23 protein-coding genes are annotated in these 22,082 nt (G+C 66.6%); 2 read left to right on the plus strand and 21 right to left on the minus strand.

Annotated elements, in window-relative coordinates:
- Positions 1-182: 182 nt before the first annotated feature.
- On the minus strand, positions 183-1,436 hold the full coding sequence (gene murA / locus ACRCUN_RS16170) for a UDP-N-acetylglucosamine 1-carboxyvinyltransferase (protein WP_067858620.1): 1,254 nt from the start codon (positions 1,434-1,436) through the stop codon (positions 183-185).
- 98 nt (positions 1,437-1,534) lie between these two features.
- Between murA and ACRCUN_RS16175 the strand changes: the two genes are divergently transcribed.
- Positions 1,535-2,113, plus strand: a complete 579-nt coding sequence (locus ACRCUN_RS16175; protein WP_462142647.1) for a cob(I)yrinic acid a,c-diamide adenosyltransferase — start codon at positions 1,535-1,537, stop codon at positions 2,111-2,113.
- On the opposite strand, the gene ACRCUN_RS16180 is transcribed toward ACRCUN_RS16175, so the two are convergent.
- From ACRCUN_RS16180 to fadD1, 16 genes are all read right to left on the minus strand, one after another.
- Positions 2,107-2,553 carry a DUF2550 domain-containing protein gene (locus ACRCUN_RS16180; protein ID WP_462142648.1) on the minus strand — a complete coding sequence of 149 codons (447 nt, stop codon included), beginning with the start codon at positions 2,551-2,553 and terminating at the stop codon, positions 2,107-2,109. The genes ACRCUN_RS16175 and ACRCUN_RS16180 overlap by 7 nt on opposite strands.
- A gap of 6 nt (positions 2,554-2,559) precedes the next feature.
- Positions 2,560-2,925, minus strand: coding sequence for a F0F1 ATP synthase subunit epsilon (locus ACRCUN_RS16185; protein ID WP_067858629.1), 366 nt, complete (start codon positions 2,923-2,925; stop codon positions 2,560-2,562).
- 67 nt (positions 2,926-2,992) lie between these two features.
- Positions 2,993-4,420 (minus strand): F0F1 ATP synthase subunit beta, encoded by a 1,428-nt coding sequence (gene atpD, locus ACRCUN_RS16190; protein WP_067858632.1) that lies wholly within the window; start codon positions 4,418-4,420, stop codon positions 2,993-2,995.
- A 24-nt stretch (positions 4,421-4,444) separates the two neighbouring features.
- A complete protein-coding gene (locus tag ACRCUN_RS16195; protein ID WP_462142649.1) occupies positions 4,445-5,368 on the minus strand; it encodes a F0F1 ATP synthase subunit gamma in 924 nt (307 codons plus the stop codon).
- 7 nt (positions 5,369-5,375) lie between these two features.
- Positions 5,376-7,025, minus strand: coding sequence for a F0F1 ATP synthase subunit alpha (gene atpA / locus ACRCUN_RS16200; RefSeq protein WP_462142650.1), 1,650 nt, complete (start codon positions 7,023-7,025; stop codon positions 5,376-5,378).
- 49 nt (positions 7,026-7,074) lie between these two features.
- Entirely contained in the window at positions 7,075-8,412 is a 1,338-nt protein-coding gene (locus tag ACRCUN_RS16205) for a F0F1 ATP synthase subunit B/delta (protein ID WP_462142651.1), read from the minus strand.
- Positions 8,413-8,910, minus strand: coding sequence for a F0F1 ATP synthase subunit B (locus ACRCUN_RS16210; protein WP_067858644.1), 498 nt, complete (start codon positions 8,908-8,910; stop codon positions 8,413-8,415).
- Between the two features lie 9 nt (positions 8,911-8,919).
- Positions 8,920-9,180: a F0F1 ATP synthase subunit C gene (locus ACRCUN_RS16215; RefSeq protein WP_036440957.1), complete on the minus strand. Its 261-nt coding sequence runs from the start codon at positions 9,178-9,180 to the stop codon at positions 8,920-8,922.
- Between the two features lie 88 nt (positions 9,181-9,268).
- A complete protein-coding gene (gene atpB / locus ACRCUN_RS16220) occupies positions 9,269-10,045 on the minus strand; it encodes a F0F1 ATP synthase subunit A (protein WP_462142652.1) in 777 nt (258 codons plus the stop codon).
- Between the two features lie 10 nt (positions 10,046-10,055).
- The gene (locus ACRCUN_RS16225) at positions 10,056-10,502 is read right to left on the minus strand and encodes an ATP synthase subunit I (protein ID WP_462142653.1); all 447 of its coding nucleotides are present in this window, start codon (positions 10,500-10,502) and stop codon (positions 10,056-10,058) included.
- 290 nt (positions 10,503-10,792) lie between these two features.
- The gene (locus ACRCUN_RS16230; protein ID WP_462142906.1) at positions 10,793-11,986 is read right to left on the minus strand and encodes a glycosyltransferase family 4 protein; all 1,194 of its coding nucleotides are present in this window, start codon (positions 11,984-11,986) and stop codon (positions 10,793-10,795) included.
- A 10-nt stretch (positions 11,987-11,996) separates the two neighbouring features.
- Complete coding sequence (locus ACRCUN_RS16235) at positions 11,997-12,662, minus strand: L-threonylcarbamoyladenylate synthase (protein ID WP_462142654.1); 666 nt, start codon at positions 12,660-12,662, stop codon at positions 11,997-11,999.
- Positions 12,663-12,666: 4 nt separating this feature from the next.
- Positions 12,667-13,524 (minus strand): peptide chain release factor N(5)-glutamine methyltransferase, encoded by an 858-nt coding sequence (gene prmC, locus ACRCUN_RS16240; protein ID WP_462142655.1) that lies wholly within the window; start codon positions 13,522-13,524, stop codon positions 12,667-12,669.
- Between the two features lie 19 nt (positions 13,525-13,543).
- The gene (gene prfA, locus ACRCUN_RS16245) at positions 13,544-14,623 is read right to left on the minus strand and encodes a peptide chain release factor 1 (protein WP_462142656.1); all 1,080 of its coding nucleotides are present in this window, start codon (positions 14,621-14,623) and stop codon (positions 13,544-13,546) included.
- An 87-nt stretch (positions 14,624-14,710) separates the two neighbouring features.
- A complete protein-coding gene (gene rpmE / locus ACRCUN_RS16250) occupies positions 14,711-14,950 on the minus strand; it encodes a 50S ribosomal protein L31 (RefSeq protein WP_462142657.1) in 240 nt (79 codons plus the stop codon).
- A gap of 194 nt (positions 14,951-15,144) precedes the next feature.
- Complete coding sequence (gene fadD1, locus ACRCUN_RS16255) at positions 15,145-16,731, minus strand: fatty-acid--CoA ligase FadD1 (protein WP_462142658.1); 1,587 nt, start codon at positions 16,729-16,731, stop codon at positions 15,145-15,147.
- A 90-nt stretch (positions 16,732-16,821) separates the two neighbouring features.
- Here fadD1 and ACRCUN_RS16260 point away from each other — a divergent pair, with 90 nt between their 5' ends.
- Positions 16,822-17,466: a TetR/AcrR family transcriptional regulator gene (locus tag ACRCUN_RS16260; RefSeq protein ID WP_462142659.1), complete on the plus strand. Its 645-nt coding sequence runs from the start codon at positions 16,822-16,824 to the stop codon at positions 17,464-17,466.
- On the opposite strand, the gene ACRCUN_RS16265 is transcribed toward ACRCUN_RS16260, so the two are convergent.
- The 4 genes from ACRCUN_RS16265 to thrB form a co-directional block, all read right to left on the minus strand.
- On the minus strand, positions 17,463-18,035 hold the full coding sequence (locus tag ACRCUN_RS16265) for a PadR family transcriptional regulator (protein ID WP_462142660.1): 573 nt from the start codon (positions 18,033-18,035) through the stop codon (positions 17,463-17,465). The genes ACRCUN_RS16260 and ACRCUN_RS16265 overlap by 4 nt on opposite strands.
- Positions 18,023-18,733 (minus strand): DUF8817 family protein, encoded by a 711-nt coding sequence (locus tag ACRCUN_RS16270; protein ID WP_462142661.1) that lies wholly within the window; start codon positions 18,731-18,733, stop codon positions 18,023-18,025. The genes ACRCUN_RS16265 and ACRCUN_RS16270 overlap by 13 nt, the downstream gene beginning before the upstream one ends.
- A 91-nt stretch (positions 18,734-18,824) precedes the next feature.
- Complete coding sequence (rho, locus tag ACRCUN_RS16275; protein ID WP_462142662.1) at positions 18,825-20,798, minus strand: transcription termination factor Rho; 1,974 nt, start codon at positions 20,796-20,798, stop codon at positions 18,825-18,827.
- A 326-nt stretch (positions 20,799-21,124) separates the two neighbouring features.
- Positions 21,125-22,072 (minus strand): homoserine kinase, encoded by a 948-nt coding sequence (gene thrB / locus ACRCUN_RS16280; RefSeq protein ID WP_462142663.1) that lies wholly within the window; start codon positions 22,070-22,072, stop codon positions 21,125-21,127.
- Positions 22,073-22,082 lie beyond the last annotated feature (10 nt).

The raw sequence follows: 22,082 nt of genomic DNA on the forward strand, positions 1-22,082 counted from the left end.
GACCAGATTGTTGCGGTTCCCCCTCTTCAGGGCAACCCTGCCAGCTTAAACTATCTTGGCCAGAGAGTCAAGCGGCTTTGTCTCCCCGCTGCCGGGGCAACTCGATTAGATTAGAACTTCTGTCCTCCGCGAGTCAAATCCGCTGGTCAGAGCGGTTTTGCCTCAGTCGGACGTCACTCGACCTAGGTTACCCGCTCGATCTCCGCGCCCAAACTCACGAGGTTCTCCACGAACAGCGGATAGCCGCGGTCGATGTGGAACACATCGTGCACCTCGGTGTCGCCGTCCGCGACCAACCCGGCGAGCACCAGACCGGCGCCCGCACGGATATCCGACGACCAGACCGGTGCACTCGACAACTGCGGGATTCCGCGCACGACGGCGTGGTGTCCGTCGGTCCGGGCGTCTGCTCCCAGCCGGATCATCTCCTCGACGAACCGGAACCGCGCCTCGAAGACGTTCTCAGTGATCATCGAAGTTCCGTCGGCCACCGACGCCAGGCCGATCGCCATGGGCTGCAGATCGGTGGGGAAACCCGGAAACGGGAGCGTTGCGACGTTCACGGCCTTGGGGCGCTCGTACTGCACGACCCGAAAACCGTCGTCGTTCTGAGTCACGGTGGCACCGGCGTCGTGCAGCTTGTGCAACACCAACTGCAGATGTTGCGGGTCGACCCCCGTCACGGAGATGTCGCCGCGCGTCATCGCCGCGGCGATCCCCCACGTCGCGGCGACGATCCGGTCGCCGATGACCCGGTGCTCGGTCGGATACAACCGGTCCACGCCGGTGATCGTCAGCGTCGAGGTGCCCGCGCCGCTGACCTGTGCGCCCATCTGGTTGAGCATCGCGCAGAGATCGACGACGTCGGGCTCTCGCGCCGCGTTGTGGATCGTCGTCACGCCCTCCGCCAAGACCGCGGCCATGAGGATGTTCTCGGTCGCGCCGACCGACGGAAACTCCAGCTGGATCTCGGCACCACGCAGATGATCGGCCTCGGCCACCACGCAGCCGTGCTCGATGTTGCAGGTCGCGCCCAGCTGGCGAAGGCCGGCCTGGTGCATGTCCAGCGGTCGGGAGCCGATAGCGTCCCCGCCCGGCAGCGCAACCTTGGCTTTCTTGCACCTGCCGACCAGCGGCCCGAGCACACACACCGACGCACGGAACTGCCGTACCGCGGCGAAGTCCGCGTCGTATTTCGGCTCATCCGGCGAGGTGATCCGCACGGTCTGGCCATCCAGCTCGACGGTGGCCCCGAGCCCGCGCAGCACCTCCGCCATCAGCGGAACGTCGAGAATGTCCGGGCAGTTGGTGATCGTGCTCGTGCCCTCGGCCAGCAGCGAGGCGGCCATCAGCTTGAGCACGCTGTTCTTCGCGCCCCCGACAGCAACTTCGCCCGATAACCGGTTGCCGCCGGTCACCACGAAACGCTCGCTCACGCGGTTAGTGTAGACAGCCCTCGGCCCAGATTGAGAACGCTCGCGTGATAACGCGCGGGCCCGAGATGGCCTGGCGCGACGCCCGGTACGGTTCAGTCATGGCAGTTCATCTCACCCGGATATACACCCGCACCGGCGACGATGGGACGACCGGGCTGAGCGACTTCAGCCGGGTCTCCAAGAATGATGCGCGGCTGGCTGCCTATGCCGACTGTGACGAGGCCAACGCCGCGATCGGCGTCGCGATCGCCATGGGGAACCCCAGCCAGCAAATGTCGGCCGTATTGCGGCAGATTCAGAATGACCTGTTCGACGCCGGTGCCGATCTCTCCACGCCGGTTGTCGAGAACCCCGAGCATCCGCCGCTGCGGATCTCGCAGCCCTACATCGATCGGCTCGAGAAGTGGTGCGATGAGTTCAACGAGGGACTGCCTGCCCTCAACTCGTTCGTCCTACCGGGCGGCACCGCTCTCTCGGCGCTGTTGCACGTCGCGCGAACCATTGCCCGGCGCGCCGAACGATCCGCATGGGCCGCGATCGACCAGCACGGCGATTCGGTGAATGTGCTGCCGGCCAAATACCTGAACCGGCTGTCGGATCTGTTGTTCATTCTGTCGCGGGCAGCGAATCCGGACGGCGACGTGCTGTGGAAGCCCGGCGGCGGCGCGAGTCAGTAAGAGCGGCGGCGCGCCCGCGGGGACGGACGCGATTCGAGCCATGACGTGAACGCCGTCAACGCACCACGGTCAAGCGCGATCTCGTATCCTTGACGGCGGTCGGACCCGGTGTCGCGCAATTCCAGGATGACGATCTGGTCGGTCATGATGTCGAATTCGTCGCCGCGCGGCGCGCGCCGCGACACGACCTCAAGACCGCGGCGGCTGAGGCGCCGGTCCGGCCACCAGCGGATGCTGGAAAGCCGGTAGAAACCGGCTTCCCCACCGCGATATCGCATCACCCCGTGCCGCCAGCCGTGGCCGCCGACTGCGGGAAAATCACGCAGGATCGCGGCGGTTCCACCCACCTGACGCAATTTCCACAGCCGGTAGCACAGCGCGATGACCAGCAGTAAGAGCACACCGACGAGCGCGACCATGGCAATCATGGACGCGCTCATCGGCAATCAGTCGATCTGGCCTAGGGCGCGCAGACGCGCCCGGCCCCATGCCGCAGTCCGCTCATCGTCGGATTCCGAATCCTGCTTGGCGGAGTCGGCGTCGATCTCGGATTCGAACTGTGCGTTCTCCACCAGGATCCGGACGGTCTCCTCGGTCACCGACAGGAAGCCGCCGTCGACCGCGATACGCAGATCGTCCTCGCCCTCACGCTCTACGCGGACCATCGCGTCGTCGACCAGCTGTGCCACCAACGGGATATGCCGCGGCAGGATGCCGATCTCACCGGCGGTGGTCCGGGTGAAGACGAACGTGGCGGGGCCGGACCAGAGCTCACGCTCTACGGCCACGATCTCGACGTTCAAATCAGCCATGTCACACCACCTTTCGACTCGCTAGGTTCAACCATCTGTGCATGTCGGTTCTTCGCGCAAGCGCTCATCACAGCTTGGCGCCGAGGCTTTCAGCCTTCTTCGCCAGGTCGTCCAGGCCACCGATCAGGAAGAACGCCTGCTCGGGCAGGTGGTCGAAGTCGCCCTTGGTGAGCTTGTCGAACGCCTCGATGGTCTCCTTGAGCGGCACCGTCGAACCCGGCTGACCGGTGAACTGCTCGGCCGCCATCATGTTCTGGCTCAGGAAGCGCTCGATACGACGCGCGCGCTGCACCAGCTGCTTGTCCTCTTCGGAGAGCTCATCGATACCGAGGATCGCGATGATGTCCTGAAGATCCTTGTAGCGCTGCAGGATCCGGATGACTTCCTGGGCAACGCGGTAGTGCTCGTCGCCAACGACCGCGGGGTCGAGGATCGTCGAGGACGAGGCCAGCGGATCCACCGCGGGGAAGATGCCCTTGGAGAACACCGCACGCGAAAGCTCCGTGGTGGCGTCCAGGTGAGCGAACGTGGTCGCCGGGGCCGGGTCGGTGTAATCGTCGGCGGGCACGTACACGGCCTGCATCGAGGTGATCGAGCGACCACGCGTCGAGGTGATGCGCTCCTGCAGCTCACCCATCTCGTCGGCCAGCGTCGGCTGGTAACCCACCGCCGAAGGCATGCGGCCCAGCAGGGTCGACACCTCGGAACCGGCCTGGGTGAACCGGAAGATGTTGTCGATGAACAGCAGCACGTCCTGGCCCTGCTCGTCGCGGAAGAACTCGGCCATGGTCAGGGCCGACAGGGCGACGCGCATACGGGTGCCTGGCGGCTCGTCCATCTGCCCGAACACCAGGGCGGTGTCCTTGAGCACGTTGGCGTCGGCGAGCTCGACCCACAGGTCGTTGCCCTCACGGGTGCGCTCCCCCACGCCGGCGAACACCGAGGTACCACCGAAGTTGCGGGCGATGCGGTTGATCATCTCCTGGATCAGAACCGTCTTGCCCACGCCGGCGCCACCGAACAGCGCGATCTTGCCGCCACGCACGTACGGGGTGAGCAGGTCGACGACCTTCAGACCGGTCTCCAGCATCTCGGTGCGAGGCTCCAGGTCCGAGAAGGCCGGCGGCTTGCGGTGGATCGACCAGTGCTCGAAGTCCTTGCCGTAGCCGGGATCGTCGAGGCAGTCGCCGAGGGCGTTGAACACGTGGCCCTTGACGCCGTCGCCAACCGGGACGGAGATCGAGGCACCGGTGTCGCTGACCTCAACGCCGCGCACCAGGCCGTCGGTGGGCTGCATGGAGATGCAGCGAACAAGGTTGTCACCGAGGTGCTGGGCGACCTCAAGGGTCAGGGTCTTGGCGAGCGCACCGAACGTGATGTCGGCGTGCAGCGCGTTGAACAGGTCTGGCACAGCGCCACGCGGGAATTCGACGTCCACCACCGGGCCGGTGATGCGGACAACGCGACCCGCGGTCTTTTCTGCAGTAGCAGTCATTCTCTCTTCGCTTCCTACGGGGCTTTACTTGGCGTCGGCCAGCGCGTTGGCGCCACCGACGATTTCGCTGATTTCCTGGGTGATCTGTGCCTGACGCTCGCGGTTGGCCGCCAGCGTGAGCGCCTTGATCAAATCGTCGGCGTTGTCGGTGGCCGACTTCATGGCGCGCCGGCGTGAGGCCGACTCCGAAGCCGCGGCTTCCAGCAACGCTGCGTAGACGCGCGTCGCGACGTAGCGCGGGAGCAGCGCGTCGAACAGGGTCTCGGGATCCGGCTCGAACGAATACAGCGTGTGGGGCCCGGTTTCGGCCTCGCCGACGTACTCGACCTCCATCGGAGCGATCCGCCGTGCGACCGCGGTCTGCGACAGCATCGAGCGGAACTCCGTGAACACGATGTGCAGTTCGTCGACGCCGAGGATCCCGTCGGCTCCGGCGTCGTCGCCTTCGTCGTCGGCACCGGACATGAACGCGGTCACCAGGGTGTCAGCGATCGTCTTGGCGTCCTCGTACGTGGGCCGCTCCGAGAACCCGGTCCACGACTCGGTGACCGTGCGCTGCCGGAAGCTGAAGTAGCCCAGCGCTTTCCGGCCGACCACGTAAAGCACCGGATTCTTGCCCTCGTCGCGCAGGAGCGAGAACAGTTCCTCGGTCCGGCGCAGCACGTTGGCGTTGTAGGCGCCGCACAGGCCGCGGTCCGACGACACCACCAGCACACCGGCCCGCTTGGGGGCTTCACGCTCGACGAGCAGCGGGTGGTCCAGCGCGCTGGCACCCGCGAGCTCGGTGAGCATGTTGGTGATCTCGGTGGCGTAGGGCCGGGCCGCCTCGACCCGGGCCTGCGCCTTGGCGATCCGCGACGTCGCGATCAGCTCCTGGGCCTTGGTGATCTTCTTGATCGACCCGGCGGAGCGGATGCGCCCGCGTAGTTCGCGCAGTGTGGCTGCCATCTGTTACCTAGGCCTTCTTGGGAGCAGGCTTGCGGACCTTGACCGATTCCTTCTCCAGGTCCTCGGGATTGAGCGCGTCGGCGTCAGCCTCGTTGACCACCACCGAGCTGCCGTCGGATGCGGAGAAGCCCTTCTTGAACTCGTTGATGACCGAAGCCAGCTTCTCCTCGACCTCCTCGGAGAGCTTCTTGGTCTCGCGAATCCCGTCGAGAATGTCGGAGTGGCTGGCCTTGACGTGCTCGAGCAGCTCGGACTCGAAACGCGAGACGTCTTCGGCCGGAACCGAATCCAGGTGGCCCTTGGTGCCGAGGAAGATCGCGACGACCTGGTCCTCGACTGCCATCGGGCTGTACTGCGGCTGCTTGAGCAGCTCGACCAGGCGGACACCGCGGTCCAGCTGAGCCTTGGACGTGGCATCCAGGTCAGAGGCGAACGCGGCGAAGGCCTCCAGCTCGCGGTACTGCGACAGATCCAGACGCAGCGAGCCGGCCACCTCCTTCATCGCCTTGATCTGCGCGGCGCCACCGACGCGGGACACCGAGACACCGACGTTGATGGCCGGCCGCACACCCTGGTTGAACAGGTCGGACTCCAGGAAGCACTGGCCGTCGGTGATCGAGATGACGTTGGTCGGGATGAACGCCGAGATGTCGTTGGCCTTGGTCTCGATGATCGGCAGGCCGGTCATCGAGCCACCGCCCAGCTCGTCGGAGAGCTTCGCGCAGCGCTCCAGCAGGCGCGAGTGCAGGTAGAACACGTCGCCGGGGAACGCCTCACGGCCCGGCGGGCGGCGCAGCAGCAGCGAGATCGCGCGGTAGGCGTCGGCCTGCTTGGACAGGTCGTCGAACACGATCAGCACGTGCTTGCCGTCGTACATCCAGTGCTGGCCGATGGCCGAACCCGTGTACGGCGCAAGCCACTTGAAGCCGGCCGCGTCGGATGCCGGGGCGGCGACGATGGTGGTGTACTCCATCGCGCCACCCTCTTCCAGCGCACGCTTCACGCTGGCGATCGTGGTGCCCTTCTGGCCGATCGCGACGTAGACGCAGCGGACCTGCTGCTTCGGATCGCCGGTCTCCCAGTTCTTGCGCTGGTTGAGGATGGTGTCCACGCAGACGGCGGTCTTGCCGGTCTTGCGGTCACCGATGATCAGCTGGCGCTGGCCACGGCCGATCGGCGTCATGGCGTCGATGGCCTTGATACCGGTCTGCAGCGGCTCGCCGACGCCCTGGCGCTGAACCACCGAGGGTGCCTGCAGCTCGAGCTCGCGGCGGGTGTCCGAGGCGATGTCGCCCTGGCCGTCGATCGGCTGGCCGAGCGGGTTGATGACGCGGCCGAGGAAGGCATCGCCGACCGGCACGGACAGCACCTGCCCGGTGCGCTTGACCTGCTGGCCCTCTTCGATTTTCTCGAACTCACCCAGGATGACCGCGCCGACGCTGTGCTCGTCGAGGTTCATCGCAACGCCAAGGACACCGCCTGGGAACTCGAGCAGCTCCTGCGTCATGACCGAGGGAAGGCCCTCGACGTGGGCGATGCCGTCACCGGCGTCGACGACGGTGCCGATCTCTTCGCGCTCGGTGTCGGCGGAAAACGAGGATACGTAATCCTCGATGGCACCTTCGATATCAGCAGCCGAGATTGTCAACTCTGCCATGGTTTTTCGTCTTCCTACCTTGTTCCTAGGGTGGTTCGTGTGGTTCGACTCAGTCCGGCAACCGGGTCTGAGCGGCGGCTAGTCGGGACGAGATGGAGCCGTCGATCACCTCGTCGCCGACGGTGATCGACAGGCCACCGAGGAGTTCAGGGTCGACGTGCAGCTGGACGGACACCGGGTGGCCGTAGATGCGGCTGAGCACCTCGGTCAGGCGCGTGCGCTGGGCGTCGCTGAGCTCGGCGGCAGCCGTCACATGGGCGACAACCTCACCGCGGCGAGCCACCGCGAGCTCGGCGAGGTCGATGACGGCCTCGTCGGCACGCTCGCCGCGCAGCAGTCGGACGGTCTGGGTCAACAGCGCCGCAGCGGTTCCGTTCACCCCGGAACCACCGGTGAGCACCTTGTCCAGCAAGGCAACTCGGCCGTCGGCCGGCGTGGTGTAGTCGCTCAGGAGAGCCGACAGACGCGGCTCGGCGTCGAGGACGCGGCCGAACCGGAACAGCTGGTCCTCCACCTCGTCGACCTCACCCGCGGTCTCGGCACGCTTGAGCAGAGCCAGACGCGCGGTGTGTTCGATTGCGTCGACCAGGTTGGACTCGGTCGACCACCGCTGCGACACCGCGGTGCGCAGCACATCGAGAGCGGGCGCGCCCACCTTGCCGTTCAGCAGGCGCTCGAGCAGCCGCACCTTGGGCGCGGCGTCGTCGGCCGGTTCGGCCAGGTGCTTGTTGAGCACCGACTCGGACAGCAGCAGATTGGCCACCGACGCCAGTTCGTCGGCGAGGGTCGTCAGCCCGTTGGCGTCGAGACCACCGGCAACGTCGTCGAACTTGGCGACCAGGACGGTCAACGACTCTCGGCTGGCGGCCCGAAGCCGCGACGTGGCGGCGGTGTCGATGACCACCGTGGAGGGAGCCATCTCCTCCAGCTCGGCCAGGAAGCGGTCGACCGTTGCCGCCTGTGCCTGCGGATCGGAAACGTGCGCCCGCACCAGTTCTGCGGCCTTGGCCACCGACTCCTCGCCGAGGCCCGAGCGCAGCTGACGGATGAGCTGCTGGCGCATCAGCTGAACCTGTTGTGCGCCTTGGGCCTTGATGCGCTCGGCTTCGGTACCGGCCTGTTCGGCCAGCTGCGCGGCAATGCGCTCGGAGTCCTGCTTGGCCTCGTCGGTGACCTTCTCCGACTCGGCCTTGGCATCCGCGAGCGCCTTGGCGTGCATCGCGTCGGCATCGGCGAGTTTCTTCGACGCCTCCGCACTTTCAGCGAGAGCGACGCGCACGGCTTCCTGCTGCTTTTGCATCAGGGACCGCACGGGCGGCACTACCCACTTCACGATGATGAATGCGATGACGGCGAAGCCGATCAGCTGTCCGATGAATATCGACATCTACTGCGTCCCACCTGATTTCACGTCGACGCCGAGGATGCGGCTGGCCAGGGTGGCCGAAAGTCCATCCACGGACGATTCGAGGCCACCACGCACCTGATCGCTCTGCGCGGACAGTTGCTCATCGGCCTGGCGTACGGTCTCGGCTACCTCACCGCTCGCTTCGGCGCGCTTTTCGTCGACCACCTGACGACCCGACGCGCGGGCCTCGTCCCTGATGGACGATGCCTGCGCACGTGCGCCGGCCATGGCCTCGTCATAGTCGGCCTGTGCCGCGGCGACCTGCTCGGCCGACTTGCGGTTGTCCGCTGCCGTCTTGGCCAGCATCGCTTCCCGCTCCGCGAGCACCTTGCTGATCGGTGGCACAACCCATTTCGCGATCACGCCGAGCACGATCAGGAAGATGATCAGCACGGCGAAGAAGGTGCCGTTGGGGACCAGGAAGTTGCTCTGGCCCCCACCGCCTTCCTCCGCCGCGAGGATGGTTAGGTCACTCATACCGACGGACTACTGCAGGCCCGGCGTGGCGAAGACGAACAGCGCCATGAAGGCCAGGTTGATGAAGTACGCGGCCTCAACCAGACCAACGGTGATGAAGAACGGGGTGAACAGCCGGCCCTGGGCCTCGGGCTGCCGGGCGATGCCCGAGATCAGCGCGTTACCCGCGATACCGTCACCGATACCAGCGCCGATGGCGCCGCCACCCATGATCAATCCACCGCCGATCAGAGCGCCGGCCGTGATGATGGCGTTTGGATCGAGTTCCATTCCTTTTATCCTCCTTGATAACTGGTGGCCGTGCCGCCAGAGGTTCGTATCGTTCGGTCGTAGGGATCAGAGATGCGGATCAGTGGGCTTAGTGGTCTTCGTGGTCCAGCTCCATCGACTGGCTGAAGTACAGGATCGTCAGCAGCGAGAAGATGAACGCCTGGATCAGGCCGACGAACAGGTCGAAGGTCTTCCAGATCGCGTTGGGTGCCCACTGGATGTACCAGGGGAACATCGCGATGAGTGCCACCAGGATGCCGCCGGCGAAGATGTTGCCGAAAAGACGGAGAGCCAGCGAGATGGGCTTGGCCAGCTCCTCGACGATGTTGATCGGCGCGAGGAAGGCCACGTGACCCTTGACCACCTTGAGCGGGTGGCCGATGATGCCCCGGCGCCAGACGCCTGCGGCGTGGTAAGCGACGAACACGAACAGCGCGAGCGCCAGCACGAAGTTGATGTCTGAGGCCGGCGGCTTGTACAGCTCGCCCGCTGCACCGTCCGATCCGCCGTACTGCAGCGGAAGCACCGCGAGCCAGTTGGAGATCAGGATGAAGACGAAGATGGTGACTGCCAGGGGCAGCACGAACGGCGCGACCTTCATGCCGATGGCACTTTCGATCTGACCGCGCATCTGAATGGTCAGCGCCTCCCAGAACAGCTGGACACCGCCGGGCACGCCGGTCGAGGTGACCTTGGCGCGCAGGAAGAACGCCAACCCGATCACGATCACCGCGGTGATCGCGGTCGCGAGGATGGTGTCACCGTTGAACGTCATCCCGAACAGCTCGAACACCAGCGTGTGGTGCCCGACGTGGATGGCGGCCCCGCCTTCTTCGGCGGCCAGCACGGTCGTCGTCTGCGTCATAGAGGTCAGCTCAACCCTTCGATTCCGAATCCAAGACGTCCAGGCCGTTCGCGCGGATCTTCCGCAGCACGGGGATGCTGGTGCTCATCACCAGCAGCGCCTGGAACACCGCCAGCCCGAACAGCACCGCGATGCCGCCCGAGGTTCTGAAGACAAAGGCGATCGCGAGCGCGACCGCGGTGATGACGAGCAGCCGCGTCGCCGAGTTGACCGCCATCTTCTTCTTGAGCGGGTGTTCTTCGGCGGTGATCGACTCCACCGCGCGGCGCACCAGTAGGGCGTTGATCAGCCCGAGGGCCAGACCCGCCCCGAAGAAGAGTCCGAAGAAGATGTGTCCGGTGAACCCGGCCGCGAGAACCGCGACTCCGGTCAACGCAACGCAAACGATCAACAGGCGCAGCGGCCGAAAAGCCACCGACGGAAACACCAACGGCGCATCCTGCGCTGGTGTCGTCACTGCTTCACCTCAATCCCGCTTTCACGGAAAACTGTTCCCTCGGGTTAGTCAGGGCGAGCCCTGACTGGCAAAATCCTGTGCGTGCCCGACGAGCGTATCGGAGGGCAGCGGGCGCGCTGGAATCACCCAAGGGGTAGCTCCCTTTTGTCGGTCGTTGATCGGCTCCGATCGGCTCTGAGAACCGATGGGCCGGGCCGGCAACCCGCGAGGTTTTTCGGGTTCTGCCAGCACCGTACCACATGGTAGGCACCCCTAAACGGGGCCTACTACTTTTTGTCGTACTGGCCGGTTTACTGCTCCTCGGAAGCCTCCGAATCGCGGCGCAACAACGGGATCAACGTAACGACGATGGCGACCAGAATGGCGGCCACCATCACCGCACCGGTGTGGCGCGGATCGAAGAAGATCGTGCTCGCCGCGCCGAACGCGATGATGCCGACCCACAGGTAGATCAGCAGTACCGCACGGCGGTGCGAGTGCCCGATCTGCAGGAGCCGGTGGTGCAGGTGCATCTTGTCGGGGCTGAGCGGACTGCGCCCGGCCCGGGTTCGGCGCACGATCGCCAGCAAGGTGTCGAGGGCGGGTACCAGCATCACCGCGACCACCAGCAAGAACGGGGACAACAGCGCGAAGACGTCACGGGCGCCGTAGGCGTTCTGCGAGATCGGGCCCGCTGCCGTCGTCGACGCCGCGCCGAGCATCAGGCCGATCAGCATGGATCCGGAGTCGCCCATGAAGATCTTGGCCCGGTGGAAGTTGTGCGGCAGGAACCCCAGGCATGCGCCGGCCAGCACCACCGAGATGACGGCGGGCGGATAGAACAGGACGTCGCCGCCGTGGTCACGCAGCAATCCCACCGAGAACACGCAGATGGCCAGCGCCGTGATCAGCCCGAGGCCCGCCGCGAGCCCGTCGAGCCCGTCGACGAAGTTCATCGCGTTCACGATCGACACGGTCAGCGCCAATGTCAGCAGGATCGACGACACCTGGTCGAGCACGATGGTGCCGACTCCCCCGATCGGTATGTAGAGCACGCTCCAGGCAACGCCCATGGTGACGAGCACGCTGGCCGCGGTGATCTGACCGGCGAACTTGGTCAACGCGTCCAGGCCCCAGCGGTCGTCGATGAGCCCGATCGCCATGATCAGCCCGCCCGCGACCACGACCGCGGGCATACCGGTCGAGTAGACGAAACCCCGCGTCAGCGCGGGCAATTGGGAGGCCAGGAGCACAGCCGCGACCACCCCGATGTACATCGCCAGCCCGCCCATCCGTGGGGTCGGCTGTACATGGACGTCGCGTTCGCGCGGATACGCGACCGCGCCGAGCCGGATGGCCAGCGCGCGTACCCACCCGGTGGCGAAGTAGGTGATGATGGCCGCCGTCAGTCCCACCAGCGCGAGCTCGCGCAGCGGCACACCGGCTCCCCGGTCCGACAACGCGAGAACCTCGTCGGCCGTGATCACCGGTGCACCGTACTGCAGAAAGCTGAGATCATTCCGTCAATGTCGGCGCGAGTGTCGAGACTTCCACTTCGAGAACCCTGGCGATGTCCTCAGCGCTGATCGGGCCGCTACGCAGAATGCGGGGCTGCGCGCCGGTCAGATCGATGATGGTCGACGCGGCCTGCTGTTCGGCCGGTCCCCCGTCGAGGTAGACCTCGACGAGATCGCCGAGTTGATCGCGCGCCTCGGCCGCGGTGACCGCCGCCGGTCGCCCCGAGATGTTGGCGCTCGACACCGCCATCGGACCGACCTCACGCAGTAGCTCGATAGCGACCGGATGCAGCGGCATCCGCAGCATGACGCTGCCGTGCGCATCGCCGAGATCCCATTGCAGCGACGGCGCCTGCTGAACCACGAGGCTCAGCGCGCCGGGCCAGAAGGCCCGAATCAGTTCGCGAGCGGTTCGCGGCACCGAGTAGACGAGCCCGTCGATGGTGGTCCACGAACCGACCAGAACGCCGACGGGCATGTCGCGGCCGCGGCCCTTGGCCGACAGCAGGGCCCCGACCGCTTCCGGATCGAACGCGTCGGCACCGATGCCGTAGACGGTGTCGGTGGGCATGACCACGAGTCGGCCGCCCTTGACCGCGCTGACCGCGGAGGCGATACCGGTTTCCCGCTCGGCGGGATCGGCACAGTCGAACAGCTCGCTCATACTGTCAGCTTCGCCCAATTCGGGTCGCCGTGACAAAGCGGGGTCGTCCGGCCAGGTCGCGGTGGGCGGTCACCTGGCCGAAGTTGCCGTCGTCGGCGAATGCCGCGACGGTGCGATGCGAGGTGGTGTCGTCGTGCTCGACGGCGCACGCCGCTCCGTCGCGCAGCCAGCGCGCGGCGAGCCGCACGAGTGGGCCGATCACCGACATGCCATCCGGTCCGCCGAACAGCGCGTGCGCCGGATCGTGGTCGGCGACTTCCGGTTCGAGCTCAGCGCCCTCCGGGATGTAGGGCGGGTTGGACACCAGGAGGTCCACCGCGGCGTCGAGTTCGGGCAGTAACTCGGGAGCGGTGACGTCGGCGGCCAGTACCTCGACGGACGTCCCCGCGGTGTTGCGCCGGGCGTACTCCAGCGCGGCAGGCGAATCGTCGACGGCGATCACACGCGCGTCGGGCCGGTGCCGGGCCAGCGCGAGCGCGAGCGCACCCGAACCCGTGCACAGGTCTACGATCACGGCACCCCGTGGAAGATCGTGCGCATCAACCCATTTCACGGCCCATTCCAGCAGCGACTCGGTTTCCGGCCGCGGGATGAAGACGCCGGGTCCGACCGCGACGGTGAGCGGGCCGAACGCCGCGGTTCCGATCAGGTGCTGCAACGGAACCCGTCGAGACCGAGCGGCAACGAGTTCCCGGTACGCATGAAGGACGTCCGGACCCGGATCGTCGAGCAGGATCAGGCGGCCACGGTCGGTGCCCGCGGCGTGCGCAGCCAGAAGCTCGGCGTCGATCCGCGGCGAACCGACGCCGGCCCGCGCGAGTGTCGCCGTCGCGGCTTCGATCGCTTGTCGCATGGAGGTCATGCCGCCCCGGCGAACCGGGTCACGCCTGCTGCAGGCGGGCCTGCTTGTCGGCTTCGGCAAGTGCGTCGAACAGCGGATCGAGCTCACCGTCGAGCACCTGATCGAGGTTGTGGGCCTTGAAGTTGATCCGGTGATCGGCGATCCGGTTCTCCGGGAAGTTGTACGTGCGGATGCGCTCGCTGCGGTCGACCGTGCGGATCTGGCTCGCCCGGTCGGCCGACGCGTCGGCCTGGGCCTGTTCCTCGGCCAGGGCCTGCAGCCGCGCTGCCAGCACCTGCATCGCGCGCGCCTTGTTCTGCAGCTGCGAGCGTTCGTTCTGGCACGTGACGACGATGCCCGTGGGCAGATGCGTGATGCGCACAGCCGAGTCGGTGGTGTTGACGCCCTGGCCGCCTTTGCCCGACGAGCGGTAGACGTCGATGCGCAGATCCGATTCGTCGATCGCGACTTCCTCGACTTCTTCGGGCTCGGGGTACACCAGGACGCCCGCGGCTGACGTGTGCACGCGGCCCTGCGATTCGGTGACCGGAACCCGCTGTACGCGGTGCACGCCGCCTTCGAATTTCAGCCGGGCCCACACGCCGTCGGCGGAGTCGCCCTTGCTCCTGATCGACAGCGTCGCGTCCTTGTAGCCGCCGAGGTCCGACGTGGTCTCGTCGAGCATCGTCACGCTCCATCCGTGACGTTCGGCGTACCGCATGTACATCCGGGCCAGATCGGCCGCGAACAGGGCGGATTCCTCGCCGCCTTCCCCGGACTTCACCTCGAGCACGATGTCGTCGGCGTCGTGCGGGTCGCGCGGGGCCAGTTGATCGGTCAGCTGGCGGTCCAGCTCGGCCACCGTGGCGGTGAGCTCGTCCACCTCGGCGGCGAAACTGGCGTCGTCGGCGGCCAACTCGCGGGCCGCCTCCAGGTCACCACGGGCGGCTTCCAGCTTGCGGTAGGTCGCGACGACGGGCGAGACCTGCGCGAACCGCCTGCCCACCTTGCGGGCCGCCGCGGCGTCGGAATGCAGATTGGGATCGGCGAGCTGGCGCTCGAGGTCGGCGTGCTCGGCCAGCAACGCCTCGATCGCCGGCGCGGTATCTGTGTCGGTCACTTGCCCGCTCCTTCCCGAATCCTCCGTGAAACGAAAACAGCGCCCGGATCCGACGCGAATGCGACAGATCGGGCGCTGTTGACGTAGCTACTTGTCCGCTGCGGCCTTGTCACCGGCGGGCTTGCGCTTGCCATAGCGCTTCTCGAAGCGGGCCACGCGGCCGCCGCTGTCGAGGATCTTCTGCTTGCCCGTGTAGAACGGATGGCACTGCGAGCAGACCTCGACGACGATCTGTCCGCTCTGCTTCGTGCTGCGCGTGGTGAAGGTGTTGCCACAGCCGCAGTGCACGGTGGTATCGACATACTCAGGATGAATGCCTGTTTTCATGGTTCCTCTTCATTCGTGGGCCCGGGTCGCCCGAAGTGCCAGGAGCTTTGCGCTCCTCACGTACGCGGACGTGAACCGGGCCCGAGGGTCAGCGGTCCATTATGCCAGGTCAACCGCCAGTCTCCTAAACGCGTGATGAACGGGCGATATTCCGGGTATCCCATGACCGGCGCCTCACCGTTTACCAACCCCGATCAGCGGTGAGGCGTCCTGTTGGAGTCCGTGAATCGCGTGCCCTCACGCCGCCACAGGCACCGCCCATCCGGCTGGGCGCCCCGCGCGACGAGCTCGCGTTTGAGGATCTTGTTGGTCGCGGTCGTCGGCAGCTCGTCGGCGATCCAGACGTAGCGTGGCCACGCCTTCGGCGAGAGATCGGGCTGCGCGGCGAGGAACTCCTCGAAGTCCTCGGGCCCCAGTGCGGCGCCGTCCTGCAGCACGATGGCGGCCATCACCTGATCGCCGACGAACTCGTCGGGCACCGGGTACACCGCGACGATGTTGACCGCGGGATGGCGCACCAGGATGCGTTCGATCGGTGCCGACGTCATGTTCTCGCCGTCCACGCGCATCCAGTCGGCGGTCCGGCCGGCCAGGTAGATCCAGCCATCGGCATCGCGGTAGGCCAGATCGCCCGACCAGTACATCCCGTGACGCAACCGCTCGTCGGTGGCCGACTTGTCGTTGTAGTAGCCCTGGAACAGCCCCGCGCCGGTGGTGTTGACGAGCTCACCGATAGCCTCGTCGCCGTTGACCAACGCGCCTCCGGCATCGAACTCCGCGACCGCACACTCGGTGACGGTCTCGGGATCGTAGATCGCCACGCCGGGGAAGCCCTTCCCCACCGATCCCGGCGGGCAGTTGTCCTCACGCGTGACGATCACCGCGCCTTCGGTCGAGCCGAAACCGTCCCACACGGTGCAAGCGAATCGCCTGCCGAACTCGGCGATATCGCGATCGCTGGCCTCGTTGCCGAATGCCACGCGCAGCGGATTGTCGCCGTCATCGGGCTGTTCGGGCGTGGCGAGCACATAGGCCAGCGGTTTTCCGACGTAGTTCAGGTATGTCGCGCCGTACCGGCGCAGGTCGTGCAGCAGCCCGGATGCCGAGAAGGCGGCGGGAGCCATCGCGGCGCCCGATCCCACGGCCACTCCCCAGCCGGCCAGCAGCGCGTTGGAGTGAAACAACGGCATGGACAGGTAACAGACGTCGGCCGCGGTGATCGCGAAGCGCTCGACGAGCGCCAGGCCGGCGAACAGCACCGTCATGTGCGCCACCTGTACGGCCTTGGGATCGCCGCTGGTCCCCGACGTGAAGATCATCATGAACGTGTCCGTCGGCCCGACCTCGCGCCACGGTGTCAGCGGCCCAGCGTTCGCGGTCACACCTGCCCACTCGTCGGATGTGGTGTCGAGCACCCGGACGCCGGGCAGGTCGAGACCGTCCAGCAGATCGCGGTGTGCGGCGTCGGTAAGCAGGATCTGGCAGTCGGCCCGAAGGATGTCGCGCGCCAGGGCCTCACCGCGCCGGGTGTTGTTGATGCCGCACAGTACGTAGCCGCCGAGCCCGGCTGCCGCCATCGCGGTGAGCATGTCCGGGGTGTTGCCGAGCAACGTGCCGATATGGACCGGACGCTCGTGGTCGGCGAGGTCCAGCAGGGCCGCGGCCTGGCGCGCGGCATCGGCGATGTGTTGGCGCCAGGTCCAGCTCTGGTGGCCGTACTTGACCGCGACGGTGTCCAGCTCGGCACGTTCCCTGAGCAGTTGCTGCAGCGTATCGGCCATCCGACGACCCCCATAGGCTGGTGAACAGATTGAGAAAACTGTCTACCATGGTTGTGCCGCGGCCCGGTAGCGTCAGGCCTTGGCAGAATCATGTACCTGCCCGTACCCCGTGACCAGGAGCCGCCGCAGTTGACCAGCACGACAACCCCGAAGAGTGTGCGCGATCGGTTGATCGACGCGGCCGAAGTTTGCCTGCGCGCCAAGGGGATTCGTGCGACGACAGTGTCGGAGGTCGCCGAGGCGGCCGGAGTGTCGCGCGGCTGGCTCTATCGCCATTTCCCGGACAAGGTGACACTGCTTGGCGCCGCGATCGTGCGACTGAACGAGGCGTATTGGTCCGAGGCGCACGCGATGCTCGAACAGTTCGACGGCCTCGATCAGAAAATCGCCGCAGGTATCCGGCACGGCCGCACGGCGTACGACGATCCCGGCGCGCTACTGATGAAGCTGCGGGTCGAGGAGCCCGACGAGTTCGCCGCGTGCGCGGGTGCAGGCGTGCAGGGCCTGGTGCCCGACCTCGCGGAGTTCTGGTCGCGCTACCTCGTCGCGGCTCGCGAAGCCGGTGAGATCCACGCCGACACCGACATCGCCGAAGCATCGGAATGGGTTGCGCGCGTTCTTCTTACGTTCGCGACCGTCCCGGGCGAACAGTTGGATGCCGGCGACTTCGACGCTGTGCTGACCCATCTGCGGCGTTACGTGATGCCCGGCCTGAAGGCAGATCCGGCCGTCTAGTTTTCGTTGTCGTCGAACTGAAACTCCCCCGCCCGCACACGGTCGAGCATCGACGCGGTCCACCGGGCATTGGAATCGAACACCCCACTCCACAGGTCGAGCAGATGCTGGGCGTGCGGGGGCTGCGCCGGGTCGGGCCACTGCGGCTTCATGTCCTGCAGTTCGGCCCCGATCTGGCGGCTCACCGTCAGCTGCCGAGTGAGCAGGTCGGCCACACGATCGCGGGGCAGACTGCGCATGAATGCGATACCGGCCCCGAACTCCTCGATGTCAGGGCTGATGAGCGCCGCCTCGAGCAGCCGAAAGAACTCCTCGACACCGGATTCGGTGATGCCGTAAACCACCCGGGCCGGCCCGCGAGGGCTCGGTTCGGCGCGCACGGAACGTAATTTGTCTTCGCGCTCAAGCTGTTTGACTGCGTGATAGATCGACGGCGGCTTGACTGCCGTCCAGGTGTCGACGCGCCATGACATCAGTTCGCGGTGGATCGCGTACCCATGCGCCTCGCCGCGGGTGCGCACGACGCCCAGCACGAGCAGCCGGACGGTCGGCGCGGCTACGCCAGCCAACGTTCGAGGTCCGCGATGGCTTGCAGTTCGGTCGCCGCACCCTCACGCTCGTCCGGCGTCAGTCGCATCGAATCCAGTTCGGCGCGAACGGAATCCGCGGTCGCACGATCCCCCAACACAATGGCCAGCTCGATCCGGTCCGCAAGAGCCCGCGCCAGATCCACCCGCGGCGCGCTGTCGCGGTATCGGCGCAACGCCGTGTCGAGTGCCCGGGCGGCGAGCACGTCATCGTCTTTGAAATCCCGGAAGACCGCGACGTTGTCGAGCGCTTTGGCCAGGCCGGACAGGCTGCGCGACCCGCCGTAGGTGATGTCGGCCTCGTCATGCCGGATGAACGCCAGGCAGTTGCCCGACGGGTCATACAGGTTGAACCGGGACTGCCCGGGGCGCAGGCGGGCGATCCGCGGTAGCCCGGAGATCGGCAGCCGCCCGTAGTGCCTGCGCAGGCCCTCGGTGAATTCCGCGTGGAAGCCACGCACGTCGTCGACGAGGATCACGCACCCGCCGGACAGTTCTTCGGCCGGGTTCAGGCTCGGCGCCGGCTCTTTGAAGTGCACATTGATGTCGGCCAGCGCGAACGCCAGGTACAGGTAGGGCTTGGTCTGCTGGTCGGACGTGTCAAAACCCAGCGCCCGGTAGAACTCGACGGTTTCGTCCAGGTCGGTACAAGGCAGCAGCGGAATCGTCGTCGTGGCCATGCATGCCATAGTAGTCAAACTTGAGTAGTCGGACCCCGGCACGCAAAAGGCCCCCACCGAAGCGAGGGCCTTGCGTACGGAAACCGACGGGTCAGTCGACGTCCATCGAACCGGGTGCGGTCTTGGAGACCTGCACCAGGAACTCGTAGTTGTTCTTGGTCTTGCGCAGCTGGCTCATCAGCAGGTCGATGGCCTGGTGCGAGTCGAGACCCGAAAGCACGCGGCGCAGCTTGTGCACGATCGCGAACTCGTCCGGCGACAGCAGCAGCTCGTCCTTACGGGTGCCGGACGGGTTGACGTCGACGGCCGGGAACACCCGCCGCTCGGCGATCTTGCGATCCAGCTTGAGCTCGGCGTTACCGGTGCCCTTGAACTCCTCGAAGATCACGGTGTCACCGGTCGAGCCGGTCTCGACCATCGCCGTGGCGATGATGGTGAGCGAGCCACCGTGCTCGATGTTGCGGGCCGCGCCCAGGAAGCGCTTCGGCGGATAGAGCGCGGTGGAGTCCACACCACCGGACAGGATGCGGCCCGAGGCCGGTGACGCGTTGTTGTACGCGCGGCCCAACCGGGTGATCGAGTCCAGCAGCACCACGACGTCCTTGCCCTGCTCGACCAGGCGCTTGGCCCGCTCGATGGCCAGCTCGGCGGCCTGGGTGTGGTCTGACGGGGGCCGGTCGAAGGTCGAGGCGATGACCTCACCCTTCACCGAGCGCTGCATGTCGGTGACCTCTTCGGGGCGCTCGTCGACGAGCACGACCATGAGGTGGCATTCCGGGTTGTTGCGGGTGATCGCGTTGGCGATGTCCTGCATGATCGTCGTCTTACCGGCCTTCGGCGGAGACACGATCAGGGCGCGCTGGCCCTTGCCGATCGGCATGATCAGGTCGATCACGCGGGTCGTGAGCCGCTCCGGAGTGGTCTCCAGGCGCAGGCGCTGGTTCGGGTACAGCGGCGTCAGCTTGCTGAACTCGGGACGCTTCTTGGCGTCCTCGACCGATCCGCCGTTGACGGTGTCGAGCCGGACCAGCGGATTGAACTTCTGGCGCGGATTCTGGCCGGTGTTCTCGCCTTCGCGGGGCACCCGGACCGCGCCGGTGACCGCGTCACCGCGACGCAGCCCGTTCTTGCGGACCATGTTCATGGACACGTAGACGTCGTTCGGCCCGGCGAGGTAACCCGACGTGCGGACGAAGGCGTAGTTGTCCAGAACGTCGAGGATGCCCGCTACCGGTTGGACGACGTCGTCCTCACGGAGCTCGGTCTCGCCGCCGCCCTCACCGCCGCGTTCGCCACGGCGCCGACGGTCGCGGAACCGGCGGCCACGCCGGCCCTGACGGCCTTCGCCGTCGTCATCGGCATTTCCGCCACCGCGGTTCTGGTCGGACTGCTGATCCGCCTGGTCACCCGCGGACTGCCGGTCCTGCTTGTCCTGCCGGTCCTGCTTGCCCTGGTCGTCTTTGCCCTGGTCGTCCTTGTTCCGGTCGCCCTTGGCCTGATCGTCCTTGCGCCGGTCGCCCTTGTTGCGGGTGTCCTGCTTGGCTTCGGCCGGCTCAGCCTTCGCTTCCGCGGTCTCAGCCTTGGCTTCGGCGGTTTTGGCCGGCTCAGCCTCGGCACCCTTGGCCGGCTCGGCCGGTGTGCCCTTCGCGTCCTCCTTGGCCGCCTCACCAACCGGAGCTCCGGCCTGACGAGACGATCCGCGCCGCTCACGGCGTCGGGGGGCGGGCTGCTCGGCAACCTCGGCACCGGCGTCCGCCGGCGCGTCGGTGGCCGCCGGGCTGCTGGCCTCAGCGGTCCGGCCGTTGGTTTCGCCGCGGTGGGCGCGAATGGCTGCGATCAACTCACTCTTGCGCAGACCGGACGCACCTTCAACACCGATTTCCTTGGCGAGCGCACGCAGCTCCGGCAGCACCATCGTCGACAGCGACGCGGGCCGGGCGCTCGAAGCGCGCGGCGCGGTGTCCGACTTGGCGGCAGCGGGCGCAACGCTGTCTGCTGTCACGGCATTCGACAAATCACCGGTGTCATTGGCGTTGTCAGCCGTGAAGAGGTCCGTATCTGTCACGGATTTCCTTTCTTTCCCTCGCTGATTGCGTCGTGCGAGGGCTCCCCAAAGGTCAATGCGCATTCAGCCGAACCGCTGAACGCGTGGCTCACACCGTCGCCTGCGCAACGGCGATCGCCAGGATTCACCGTCAAACGGCGAACCATCAGTCCACGAGTGAAACACAAGAAGATTGGGTGGTCGTCCTGGTGTCGACGCAGGCAGAGACCCTGCGATTGCTGGACGAGAGCGAGAATAACCCGCTTCGGTGCAGGAATCAAGCAACGTCAATTGCTCCGCGCGTTGTGTTTGCGCGCACACCCCTTGTGCATACCCAGCCCGGGATGTCAGTTCCGGGCCGCCACACCTGAAGTCCAACGTACGGCGGAACCGACCGACATCTCACTGACGGTGAACCCGTTGGCGGTGCCGAACTCCAGGGCTTCGGCAGGTAGTCCCACCTGCGCGCTCATGCCAAGGACCGAGGGACCCGCCCCCGAAAGCACCGCTGCAATGCCATAACGGCGCAGGATGCGCAGATATTCCGCCGAGGCCGGCATCGCCGCTGCCCGCTGGGGCTGATGCAGGACATCCTGCGTGGCGGCCATCAGCAGATCCGGCCGTTCGGTCAGCGCGACCACGAGCAGCGCCGCACGGCTGACGTTGAACCGCGCGTCGACGTGGCTGACCTGCTCGGGCAGCAGGACGCGGGTTTCGGCGGTCGACGACCGCTGCTGCGGCACGGCCGGGAACAGCCGGATGTCGGGATGCAACCGCAGTGGCGCGGCCGAGTACCGCGCTCCGCCGTCCGCACCCTCGTCGGTCCACGACACCACCGCGCCACCCAGTACCGCTGCCGCGGCGTTGTCGGGGTGCCCCTCGAACTCGCTGGCCAACTGGATCAGCTGGGTGTCCGTCATCGGTTCCGAACCAGCATGTGTCACAAGGCCGTTCACGGCCGCCAAGCCGCCAACCACCGCCGCGGCCGAAGAACCCAGACCGCGCGAATGCGGAATATCGTTGCGGCAGCGGACGATCAGCCCGGGAGCCGAGTAGCCAGCCGCGCGCAGGCCGGCCTCGATCGCCCGCACCACCAGGTGTGTACCGTCCAGGGGGACCTGGCCTGCGCCCTCCCCTTCGACCTCCACCCGAAGCCCGGATTCTGTTGTCTCGACGACGATCTCGTCATACAGGCTCAGCGCCAGGCCCAGGCTGTCGAAGCCCGGTCCCAGGTTCGCGCTGGACGCAGCGACGACGGCCGTGGCCGTGATCCCGACGGGCAGAGTGTGTGTCACCTGATTCTCC

The sequence above is a fragment of the Mycobacterium venezuelense genome, from assembly GCF_054919535.1.